The sequence below is a fragment of the Chitinimonas arctica genome (genome assembly GCF_007431345.1).
Classification (GTDB): Bacteria; Pseudomonadota; Gammaproteobacteria; order Burkholderiales; family Chitinimonadaceae; genus Chitinimonas; species Chitinimonas arctica.
Genome location: NZ_CP041730.1, coordinates 4,755,226 through 4,766,886, shown reverse-complemented (window position 1 = coordinate 4,766,886; position 11,661 = coordinate 4,755,226). Strand labels below are relative to the sequence as shown.

The following is an 11,661-nucleotide window of genomic DNA, read 5'->3' as shown; positions in this document are numbered from 1 at the left end:
AACTCCGGATTTCGCTAAGCTTCCCTTAAGCACAAGATCGTAAACAGGGTCTTGGTACTTATCTGGATAGGTGTGACTGCCGGTTTTAATTTGAGACAGCTGAACGAGGTAAAAAATGGGGGCCAAATGGGCGTTATCGGATGAACTTTGGGACCGCATCAAACCCTTGCTGCCGGTGGTACAGAGCAAGCCCCATCCCCTGGAGTGCCACCGCCAGCGCGTGGATAATCGGGCAGCGATGACGGCGATCCTGTTTGTGCTGCATACCGGTTGCTGCTGGAATGCACTCAATTCCACCGGCATCTGCTCGAGCAGTTCGGCCCATCGGCGCTTTCTGGAGTGGCTGGAGGCCGGGGTATTCGAACGGTTCTGGCAGACGGATCTGCTGCAATACGACGAGGTCAAGGACATCGACTGGTCTTGGCTGGCGACGGACGGCGCATTGGGCCAAGCCCCTCGGGCCGGTACGAAAAAACGCGTACCGACCCGGCGGACAGGGGCACGGAAGGTTTCAAGCGCGGCGTCCGACAGGCATTGAACCCGCGCCTACCAGGACTCGAATGTCGATTGCAGTTTGACGAACCATTCCCGGCGGGTCCGGCCGTCGTTGCGGTCCCATTGCAGGCCGGTGCTGACTTGCCAGGCGGGGTTCAGGCGGTGGCGCCAGAGCAGGGAGCGGTGGCTGCTGCGCTCTACGCTGGCGGGCTGGTCGGCGTGGGCTTCGCGTTCGCTGTGCTCGTGCTGGAGGATAACGCGCAGGCTGCTGTTGGCATTGAAGTGCAGCAGTCCGAGCAGGCGCAGGCCGGTTTCGCTATAGCCGGGCGCCTCATCGTTTCCCTTGATTCGGACGCCGCTGAAAGCGGGGTCGAGTTCGATACTGCGGCCGCCTGCCAGTGGCCAGCGCATACGGGCGCTGGCCGACCACCAACCGCCCGAGCCGACCCGATCGAGCTCGCTATCGAGCTGACGCCCCACGTTGCCTTCAACCGACAATAGCGCAAGCCAGGGCCAGGGGCTGGTTTCCAGTCCGCCGTGCAAGCCCGGGGTGGCATGCAGGCGGCCGCCGCTGTGGGCCCGCTGCTGGTCGGCACCCGCATCTAGCCATAGCGAGCTGCGGCCGGGTGCGCTGATCTCGCCGCCCAGACGCACTTCCCGCCGGATGACTTCATTGCCCGGCTCGTTGCGCGCGGCATCGCGCAGGCTTCTCACTTCCTTCAGGCCCAGATGCAGTTCGGTTTCGTGCAGGGGAAAACCCTGCTCACCCAGCGGGAGCTGCTTTGCCCCCAGCTGGCGATTGAGTTCGAAGCCGGCCTGCCAGAGGCCGGCCTGATCGCTGAAGCCCAGCAGATTGACGAATTCGGGGCTGACGAAGGCGAATTCGGCGCTATTGCGCCAGTCGTCGTCGTTGTGCAGGCCCTTGAACCAGGCGCGCCAGCCGCGTTCGGCCGAACGGGCCAGCGCGGCGGTGCGTCCCGAGCTCCCTTCGTCTTCCAACGCGATGGTGTTCTGGCTGGTCATGACATTCCATTGTGCCTGCAGGTGCCGTCCATCCTGACTTTGGTGCCAAAGACCATCGATGCCTGCTACCCGGTTGTAGCGGGCACTGTCGAGCTTGCGCTGACCGGCCATCAGCCCGTGGGTAAGGCCGCCATCGGTCTGCGGCTGCTGCGAACGCGCCCGCAGCAGTTGCACCTGGCTGTGGCTATCGAGCACCCAGGCTTCGGTCCCCCAGGGGCGTCCGCGCAGTACGCCGGTTCCGGCCCGGTCTTTCAGCAGCAGCAGCGAGGCGTCGGCCGCTTCGCCGCGCCAGGTGCCGCGCAGGCCCCAGCGCAGGTCGCCGACGGTACGCGAGTAGAAGGCCGGCAAGGCCAAGCCCAGCACATCGGCACTTTCCAGGAAATAGCGGCGCTTTTCCGGCAGGGCCAGGGCGAGCGACCGGTTGCCGCTCGCTTGCGGCGCATCGATCTCGACCTGGGCAAAGTCAGGGTTCAGGGTGGCGTTGAACACCCAGTCGGCCCGCGGCCGCCACCAGCCTTCCAACCCCAGATTGCCTTCGCGGCTCTCGCTGCCGGGCTGCTTGACGCTGCGGCCGGTCCACTCGACCACGGCCTGTCCTTCGGACTGGCGCCGATGGCGGTTCAGCGTCTCGGCCGTGCCTTCAAGCGGCAGGCTCGCATTCAGGAAGTTGAGCGCGTTGTCGTCGGCCTCGCCGCTGACCAGCATCAGGTCGCCGGCGCCGGGAATAGCCCGCACCATGGTCATCTGCCATGGCGTGCTGCTATCGAACGGGTAGCGCAGGCCGGCCAGCGGCAAGCGGATTTCCATGCTGTAGCCGTCGTCCAGGCGTTGCACGCCAAGCTGGACCGGGTAGTCCGGGCCCGTGTCTTCTTCATCGTCGGCGCCCAGATACATGCCGTCGGTCACCACGCCGGCAAGGCTGGCCTTGACGAACATGGCCGACTCGCGGCGGCCGTTGGGGTCGAGCCAGACGCCGATCAGGTCCTGGTCGCGCTGCACGGCATCGCGCCGGGAAAGGACCACGCGCGGCGCCTGCTTGTCCCAGGCGCGGATGCCGATCACGACGGCCTGGCCGTCCAGGATGACCCGCGCTTCGGTACGCAGATGCTCGGCATACGGGGCGCCAGCCGTGGGCGAATACTGCGCGAACCGGTCATGGCGCGGCGCCTGTTGCCAGGCGGATTCGTCCAGCCGGCCATCAACGGCAATGGGCTGCTCGTCCTTGCCCAGCGTATAGGCCTTGATGGCTGACGCCTGCGAGGCAGCCGGCAGCAAGGCCAGCAGAACCATGGCACAGGACTGGCGTAGACGGGGGCGGCGTAGCCGACGTGAATGGGTGGAAAACGATGGTTTCATTGCATCCGGAAATAAGTAACCCCGGCATCGCCGGGGGTTTTTATGGGAGTTGAACAGGCTCCGAGCGCTTAATAGCTGTAAAAGCCCTTACCGGACTTGCGGCCCACATGGCCGGCATCGACCATATTGCGCATCAGCGGGCATACCCGGTACTTCGAGTCCTGGAACAGCTGGTACAGCACATCGAGCGAATTGACCACGGTGTCGATACCGATCAGGTCGGCGGTTTCGAGCGGTCCCATCTTGTGGCCGAAGCACTCCTTGAAGATCGTATCGACATCGGCTGGCTTGGCGATCCCGTCCTGGATGGAAAATGCCGCCTCGTTCATGAACAAATGCGAAATGCGGTTGGATACGAAGCCGGGGCCATCCTTGACCACCACCGATTTCTTGCCCAGTGTCGCCAGCATCGCCAGGCAACGGTCGCGGGTCTGGTCGGACGTGGTGAGGCTGACGATCACCTCCACCGTGTGCTTCATGTAGACGGGATTCATGAAATGCACGCCGATCACCTGTTCCGGCCGGCTATGGAACGAGCCTAGCTTGGTGATGGGAATGCAGGAGGTATTGGCGGCCACCACGGCATCGTCGGCGATAAAGCCGGCCATGCGCCGGTACAGCGCCTCCTTGAGCTCGATATTCTCGGGAATGTTCTCGACCACGAACTGGCAATCGCTGATGGCTTCCAGCTCGGTGGTCCAGACGATCTGGCGCAGGATATCTTGCGCCGCCTTGCCCTTGGCCAGCGGGCTGAACAACGGTGCGTAGCTGGCGGTCTCTTCGATGCGGGCCCGGCTTTGCTCGCATGCGTCGGCGTCGCGCTCGACCACGACAACCTGCTGGCCGCGCAGGGCGCAGTCAAAAGCCAGGCTCGAACCGATATTGCCGCCGCCGATGACGGCGATCTTCAGATGTGACATTACTATTTTCTCTTGTGCAGGTAGGCAGCAGCGCTGGGGACGTCTGAAATATTGCGCGTGCTCAAGCTGCGGCTCACCACCCGGCAAAGCCGGGTGCCGGCGGACCGTGATAAATCAACGATTCCCTCGCTGTTTTATCCCACTCCCCCCGCCCTCGCCCTCGCGAGGGAGCCTCGCTTTCGCTCGTTAGCGCATTAAATCAGTGTTTCCCTAGGCACCGCTGCCGGTCAGGGGATTGTTTTATTCGTCGGAGCCGGATGCCATCACGTCCCAGGTGCCATACAGGCTGAGGCCGGCGGACTGGGCGAGCGCGGCAGAGGCGGTATTGTCGAGCTGGCAACGGAACTGCGGCTCGTAGCCCTGGGCATAGGCATGGCGGCTGATGGCGCGGACCACGCTGCGGGCATGGCCCTGGCCACGGAACGATGGCAGGGTCAGTACGCCTTGGTCGGCAATCTGCTGCTCGTCCCACGGGTACATGCTGGCGGCGCAGACCAGGCGGTCTTGCTCGAAAGCGCCGAATACCGCCCAGTGATCAAGCTCGACATAGGCATCGTCCAGGTCCTGCTCCGAGGCATTGCCCTGGAATTCGGCGAAGACTGCTTCATCGGCCTCGCTCAGCTGGCGGATATGGCCGGGCTGCGGCTCCTGCAGCAAGTCCTGCCGTGCCGGCTCGTTGAAGTAGAACACGTAGTCGGCGCCGTGCAGGGCGATGCCGGCATCCTGCAGCTTCTGGCGCAGCAGCGCGGGGGTCAGCCCGGTCTGCAGGTAGAGGCCCAGCTTGTCGGCCAGTGCCGGGGTCAGTGCCATCTGCAGCTTGCCGGCAGCGGTTTCCAGCAGCATCAGCTGGCGATCGGCGCCAAGGTCGGGATTGGCGCAAATGCTTAGCGCGTCGCTGCTGAAAATGATATCGCCGCTAAGAAAAGACGATTGCCAGAACGACTCGACGGTAGAAGAAAATTCGGACATGGGTGGACTCGACTTGGTTAAAGGATTGCAGCTTGCGGCAGGCTCGCCCGCCCCGGTACGGCAAAGGCCAGCTGGCTGGCCTGCTGCTCGATCCAGGGGATGATCTGCACATTCGAAAACAGGTAGAAATGATCGCCGGCGAACTGGCTCAGCCCGACCGGCCCGGCAAACGCGCGGCCCCAGTCGGCGAGCTGCTGCGCCGGTACGCGGTGATCGGCATCGCCCCCCGCAACCTCGGCCGCTATCGGCAGCAGCGGCTTGGGCAGACGGCATAGCGCAGCCAGCAGTGCCATGTCGTTACGCATGACACCGACCACGTAGCGGCTCAGTTCGGGATCCGTCAGCACTTCGTCCGGCGTGCCGCCATAGGCTTGCAACAATCGCAGGATGGCCGCATCGGTCAGCGTCTCATCCGGCACCCCAGGCGGCTGCCGACTGACCGTAACGGGGTCGACGAATACCCGGGCCGACAGGATAAGCCCCAGCGGCATCGGCAAGGAACGGGCCAACAGCCGCGCAGCAAGCTGGTAGGCGAGTTCGGCCCCCAGACTGTGGCCAAACAGCAACAGCGGCTTGCGCTGACCCAGGCCCAGCCGCTCGACCGCCGCGACGATGGCCGCCAGCGTCGGTTCCGGGTCGGCCTGCAGCGGCTCCAGAAAGCGCGAGCCGCGCCCGGCCAGCTCCAGGCAAAACGGTTCGATGGCCGGCGAGAGCTGGTTGCCCAGTTGCAGATAGGGATAGCTCGATCCTCCGGCATGGTGCAGGAACAGCAGCTGTACCGCCGCATCCGGCCTGCTTTGCGCCGGGGGCAGGATCACATTGGCGGAGAGAGGATCAGGCAAGGTGCAGCTCCTTGTCGGCCGGGGCGGCGGCGGTGCCGGCGCCGCCCCGGTAGATCCGTTCGAACTCGGGCACGGCCGAGATGGGCGAACCGGCGATCCAGCCCGCGCCACGCGCCTTTTTGTAGCGGAAGTATTCCTGCCACTCCCCCTTGGTCACGAAGTTGTAGGTCAGCGAAATGCTGGGCGACAGCGTATGCACTTCGTGGCTCAAGCCGCGCGGGATCAGCATGATCTCGCCCGGCATCAGGTCGAAGCGCCAGATGCGGTCCGCCGCATCGTCGCCATGGCCGGGGAAGTCATCGGCGGGCTTGCCTTCCGCCGCGCAGCGGGCTGCCCCTTCGAGCGAGGGCGAAAAGATCCAGCCTGCCTTGGTGCCGGCGATCTGGCACAGCACGGCATTGCTGCGCATGCCGTCCACGTGCAGGCGGGTGCAGGCACCGGGTGCCGAGAAATACAGCCCCCAGTCCTGGCACATCCGCTCGTTCGGCTGCAGCTCGCCCACCTGTACCCAGGGAATCCGGTAGCCGCCGGCCGGCAGGAAATACGGCCGGCGCCATTGCTCGCGGATGCGCTGGAAGGCCACGAAGCTGAAGGAATCGGTTTTCACCCGGTGACCAAAGCCCCAGGTGAACAACAGATGCTTGAAATACGAATCGTAGGTGTAGCGCAGGTAATCCAGATCCCGGTTCAGCTCACCCAGCGCCACGGGCGGCCGGCTCGCTACCTCGGCCAGATAGCTGCCCAGCTTGGCCTTTGCGCCGGGGCGAAAGCCGGCGTCCTGCAGTTGCACCGTCATGTCGCCGAACTCGCGGCTGAAAGAGTCGAAGCTCCAGCCATCGCGCGCCGGCCAATCGCGCAAACCATCGGTCACGATCACCGGCTGCCGGCGCATCAGGTAGCGCTCGGCGAAATCGGCGGCCGATATATCCTTGACCCGCTCAACTTCGCGATATTCGGCCTGTTGCAAGCGCTGCAGCGCCTCGGCCTTGTCGATGGGGGACGCCGGCTCGCGCGCTTGCCGGTAGATGCTGACATCCTCGTACGCCCATAGTGCCGCGTCACCCAAGGCATTCCATGCCTTGCCGATAAAACTCATGGTTTGTCCCATCATCAAAAGTCGAACTCCTGATCCACGTCCTGCGCGCTGATGCCCGCCTGGGCCGAGGCGGATTGCAGTGCCGGCAACAGCTGGCCCAGCTCGGTCTCGGGGTCGGCCAGCACCGAATCGACCAGTTCGAAGAAGTAGTCGAATACCGCCGTGATGGTCGCCTCGCTGAACAAACGTTCGCGATACTGGATCTCGCAGTCGAAGGCGTCGCGGGTTTCGGACACCTCCAGCAACAGATCGAACTTGGCGGTGTCGGCCGCCAGCTCCAGCCGTGCAAAGCCGCCGTCGTCGCCCGCTTCGGTGCCGCCATTCAGGCTGAAGGGCAGATAGCCGAACACCACATCGAACAGCGGATGCCGGCCCTGCCGGTCCTGGCAGTACGGCTCGCCGCGCAATGCTTCCACCAGCTCGCCCGGCGCGCAGCGTTGATAGGGCACGCTTTCGTTCCACTGCGCTTGCAGGTCGAGCAGATAATCGGCCACCGCGAAGTCGGGATCGACCTCCATCTTTACCGCCAGCAGGTTGACGAGATACCCCACCAGCGCAAGTTCCTCGGGCTGGTTGCGGCCGGTCACGGGCACGCCCAGCAGCACCGACTCGCTATGGCCGATCTTGCTCATCAGCGCGCCGAAGGCACCCAGGAAGAAGATGAACGGCGACACCCCCAGTTCTTCGCACAGCGCGCGGATCTTGGCGGCCAAAGGCGCCGGCATCGACCGCAGCTGCGTGATGCCGCGATGGCTGTCGGCATCGGCCTGGCCATGCGCGCCCGCTTGCAGCGGCAAGGCCAGCGGCTTGGGCAGGGGCAATAAGTTGGCCAGCCAGTAAGCCTTGTCCTTGCGGCTTTGTTCGGCGCTTTCGGACTTCTGCTGCTGGTGGCGATAGGCGGCAAACTGGTAGTCCGCTGCCGGCAGCGCATGGCCTGCCAGCAGGCCCTGGAAGTCGTTGGCCAGAATGCCGAGCGAGACGGCATCGCAAACGATGTGATGGACCACGATCAGCACCTGGTGCGCCACTTCGGGCCGGGTCGATTCCAGCAATAGCGCCCGGATCGGTAGATCGACGTGCAGGTCGAAGGGCTGGCCGGCAAATGCCTGCAGCCGCGCGGTGTTTTCGGCCTCGTCGGCGGCGGCATGCGCGACGGTCAGGCTGACATCGCCGGCGAGTTGCGGCAGCAACAGCAGCTGGCCATCCCGCCGCGCGAACAGGCACTTGAGCACCGGATGCCGCTCGGCCACCTGGCGGATTGCCGCGGCGACCGCCACTGCGCTGAACCGTACCGGGCAATGGAACGCGACCGGCATGTTGTAGCTGGCATCCGCGAAGGTGGTCTGGTGTACATACAGCGACTCCTGCGTGGCGCTCGCGACGATAGGCGCGGCCGGGTCGATTTCGACCACGGGCGCGGCATCGGCCCGGTTGCCTTCCAGCAGGCATTGACGCTCCAGTTCGCGGATGGTGGGCTGGACGAAGAATTCCTGGATGACCACGCGCTTGCCGAGCTTCTTGTAGACCTTTTCCGCCATCACGATGGTCTTGAGGCTATCGCCGCCCAAGTCCATGAAGCGGTCGTCCACGCCAATGCCTTCCACGCCCAGGATCGGGCTCCAGATGGCTGCGAGTTCGGTCTGCAAGGGCGTGGACGGCGCCAGGTAGGCCGCCGTCACGGTGGCCGGACGCGGTTTGAGGCGCAAGCCGCCGGCTGCCGCCGGCTGTGCGGACGCTGCCACGCCGGCCAGGCGACCACCCCAGGTTTGCAGCCGATCGACGAAGCGGCCGGCCGAGAAAATCTTCTGCCCTTCGCTGTCGTGCTCTCGCAGGCTTTGCTCGAACAACGCCGGGAAGTCGGCGCCGGCCAATGCCACCTCGTTGGCGCCCCAGGTCGGCGCCTCGCCCTGCCGATGGGCGTCGAAGTGCACGGTCTCCCAGTTCACCACCACCCAGCGCGGCCCGATTGCCTGCCGGTTGCGGCTACGGCCCCAGCCGTCCAGGAAGAGATTGGCCGCAGCATACGGCGCGTGGGCGATCCCGCCGAAGAATGCCGACATCGACGAGGTGACAAAGCAGTACTCGACCGGGATGTGGGCGAATACCGCTGCCAGCACCTGCGCCGCCCGGGCCTTGGGGTCGAGCTGGGCGCGGTAATGGCGGGCATCCAGGCCGGCCAGCGGCGAGAACGAATCCCCGTCGGTCACGCCGGCGGCATGGATCACCGCAAAAATCGGCCCCAGCCGCTCGCGGATGTCCGTGAATAGCGCTACGCCATCGGCTTCGGTCGCCAGGGTAAACGGGAACACTTCGACCGCCGCCGCACCCGCCGCCAGCAGGTCGGCCCGCAGCGCTTGCATGGCGGTGGAGTCAGCCGCCTGCCGGCTGACCAGCGCCAGCCTGGCGCCGTAGCGGCGGGCCAGCACGCCTGCCATCACCTTGGCCATACGGCCGCCCGCGCCGGTCAGGACATAGGTCTTGCCCATGAAGCGCTCGGCATCCAGGCCCTCGCTCTCGTCGGCATCGGGACTGCGGAAATCCTCGACGAACAGGCCCTCCGCCGAGAGCTTGAGCGGCCCGGCCAGCGGGGCCTGCAGCAGGCGGGCCAGCGTTGCCTGCGTGCTTGCCGCATCGGTATCGGCCAGTTGGACAAAGCTGCAGCGGATGCCGGGCACCTCCTGCGGCGCCACCAGTGCCAGCGACTTCAAGGCCGCTTCGGTGAAGACGGCATCGGCATCCGCCGTGGCGGTCGTTGTCGGTGCCAGCAGGTACAGCTGGGTGGAGGCGAAGCCCGAGAAATCGGTCGATGCCAGCATCCGGCCCAGCTCCGCCAGCCGCGCCAGTGCATCGTCGGCCAGGGTAAAGGCGGTGGGCGCGAAGGCGAGCGCCAGGACCAGCGACTGGCCGGGCTGTGCCTCGGCGGTCAAGCGCGCCAGGGCGGTGCGCAGGGCGACCGGACACCGCAGGTCCACGCTGGCCGCCTCGACCTGCCGGCCTGCCAGGCCCTCGACCAAGGCGGCAAGTGCCGGATCGGCCAGCAGCAATGCCCGCGGCGGCGTCTCCGCCGCGCTTGCAGGCCGCACGGGCCGCCAGAATGGCAGCAGCAGCCCCGCTTCGTTCTTCGAGCGTTTGCCGCCCTCGGAGCCGGTCAGCAGTTCGGCGATCTGCAGCCAGGTCTTGTCGGCGATATGGCCGATGCCATGCGACTCACGCTCGAACGGGTAAGCCGGCAGGTCGAGCAGCGGAACACCCTCGAAGTAGGCCAGCAGCGCGGCCGGCAGTTCCTGTGGTTTGCCGGCCAGCCAGCCAGCGGCGGCGGCCAGTTGGTCGGCAGCGTTGTTTTCCAGGGCTGGACGTATAAAGTCCAGGGCTGCCACGGCCTCTTCCTGCGCCAGATAGCGCTTGATCTCCCGCAGCAGCGCCGCGCGGGAATCCGCCGCCAGCAGCAGGCGGCAAGGCAGGCTGCGACGGCGTGCCAGCGTATGGGCCAGCGCCGCCGGATCCAGGCCTTCCTGCGTCACCAGCCATTGCGCCATCGCCTCCAGCTGGCGACCCAATGCGGCAGGATTGCGGGCCGAGAAGGGGAACAGCAGCGTGGCCGAGCTGGCGGGTACGGACGGCTCGGCCGGCGTCACATACTGCTGCAGCACGATATGGGCATTGGTACCGCCGATGCCGAAGCTGCTGACGCCGCCCAGGCGCGGCTTGCCGGGCCGCGCGGGCCAGGGCTGGGCGTCGCTATTGATGTAGAACGGCGCGCGGTCGAATTGCAGCTGCGGATTGGGGCGCTGAAAATGCAGGGTGGGCGGAATCACGCCATGGCGCAGCGCCATCACCATCTTGATAAAGCCGGCCACGCCCGCGGCCGAATCCAGGTGGCCGATATTGCTTTTTACGGCCCCCAAAGCGCATTGGTTCGGCACGGCGGCATCGTCGATGCGGTCGCACTGGAATACCTCCCGCAGCGCCATGAACTCGATGCTGTCGCCCAGCGCGGTGGCCGTGCCATGGCACTCGATGTAGTCCAGATCGGCGGCCTCGACTTCGGCCAGCCCCAGGGCGGAACGGATCACTTCGGCCTGGCCCTTGACGCTGGGAGCGGTATAGCCGACCTTGCGAGCACCGTCGTTATTGATGGCCGAGCCCTTCAGGATGGCCCAGATCGGATCGCCATCGGCGATCGCATCCCCGGCCCGCCGCAATACCACGGCGCCCAGGCCGCTGCCGAACACGCTACCGCTGGCATCGGCGTCGAAGGCGCGGGTCTTGCCATCGCGCGAGAACAGCATGCCTTCCTGGTAGGTGTGGCCGTTCTGCTGCGGCAGCAGCAGGCTGACGCCGCCGGCCACCGCGAAATCGCACTCGCCGCTCAGCAGGCTCTGCACCGCCTGGTGAATGCTGACCAGGCTGGTCGAGCAGGCGGTCTGCATGGTAAAGCTCGGCCCCTGCAGGCCCAGCTTCCACGAAATCAGCGTGGCCATGGCGTCCTTGTTGGCCAGCTGCGAGGCCAGAAAGCCGCCGACATTGTCGGCCAAGCCCGACAGCATGGCCTGCATGGTCCATTGCACCGTGCTGCGAGCGCCCAGGAACAGACCGATATTGCGTCCGCGCTTGTCGGGATCGACCCCGGCATTTTCCAATGCGTGCCATACGCATTCGAGCATCAGCCGGGTTTGCGGATCCATCACGGCCGCTTCGGCCTGGCTGTAGCCGAAGAACTCGGCGTCGAAATGGTCGGCCCCACCCAACACGCCGTTCACCGGCACGTAGTCCTTATTGCGTATCTTGGCCGGGTCATGGCCGGCAGCCAGCAACTCCTCCTCCGAAAAGCGCGAGACACAGTCCACGCCCATCAGCAGGTTGCGCCAGTACGCCTGGCAGTTATCGGCACCGGGAAAGCGGCCGGCGAGGCCGATCACGGCAATGTCCAGGTCTTCTCTTATTGCTGCGCTCATATCGA

6 protein-coding genes and 1 pseudogene are annotated in these 11,661 nt (G+C 65.6%); 1 reads left to right on the top strand and 6 read right to left on the bottom strand.

Translation table 11 applies throughout. The features are described 5' to 3' along the window. Positions 1-115 precede the first annotated feature (115 nt). Positions 116-525 (top strand): annotated as a pseudogene (locus tag FNU76_RS21665) (transposase); the annotation flags it as partial. Positions 526-546: 21 nt separating this feature from the next. Here FNU76_RS21665 and FNU76_RS21660 read toward each other — a convergent pair. The 6 genes from FNU76_RS21660 to FNU76_RS21635 all read right to left on the bottom strand — a co-directional run bounded on the left by FNU76_RS21660 (position 547) and on the right by FNU76_RS21635 (position 11,656). After that, a complete protein-coding gene (locus FNU76_RS21660; protein ID WP_144280130.1) occupies positions 547-2,874 on the bottom strand; it encodes a DOMON domain-containing protein in 2,328 nt (775 codons plus the stop codon). Positions 2,875-2,942: 68 nt separating this feature from the next. Continuing rightward, positions 2,943-3,794 (bottom strand): 3-hydroxyacyl-CoA dehydrogenase family protein, encoded by an 852-nt coding sequence (locus FNU76_RS21655; RefSeq protein ID WP_144280129.1) that lies wholly within the window; start codon positions 3,792-3,794, stop codon positions 2,943-2,945. Positions 3,795-4,034: 240 nt separating this feature from the next. Further along, positions 4,035-4,763: a GNAT family N-acetyltransferase gene (locus tag FNU76_RS21650; RefSeq protein WP_144280128.1), complete on the bottom strand. Its 729-nt coding sequence runs from the start codon at positions 4,761-4,763 to the stop codon at positions 4,035-4,037. 17 nt (positions 4,764-4,780) lie between these two features. Beyond that, positions 4,781-5,605 carry a thioesterase II family protein gene (locus FNU76_RS21645; RefSeq protein ID WP_179958239.1) on the bottom strand — a complete coding sequence of 275 codons (825 nt, stop codon included), beginning with the start codon at positions 5,603-5,605 and terminating at the stop codon, positions 4,781-4,783. Further along, entirely contained in the window at positions 5,598-6,716 is a 1,119-nt protein-coding gene (locus FNU76_RS21640) for a cupin domain-containing protein (protein WP_223879131.1), read from the bottom strand. The genes FNU76_RS21645 and FNU76_RS21640 overlap by 8 nt, the downstream gene beginning before the upstream one ends. Beyond that, positions 6,716-11,656: a beta-ketoacyl synthase N-terminal-like domain-containing protein gene (locus FNU76_RS21635; RefSeq protein WP_144280126.1), complete on the bottom strand. Its 4,941-nt coding sequence runs from the start codon at positions 11,654-11,656 to the stop codon at positions 6,716-6,718. Before FNU76_RS21635 ends, FNU76_RS21640 begins: the two co-directional genes overlap by 1 nt. Between the last annotated feature and the right edge of the window lie 5 nt (positions 11,657-11,661).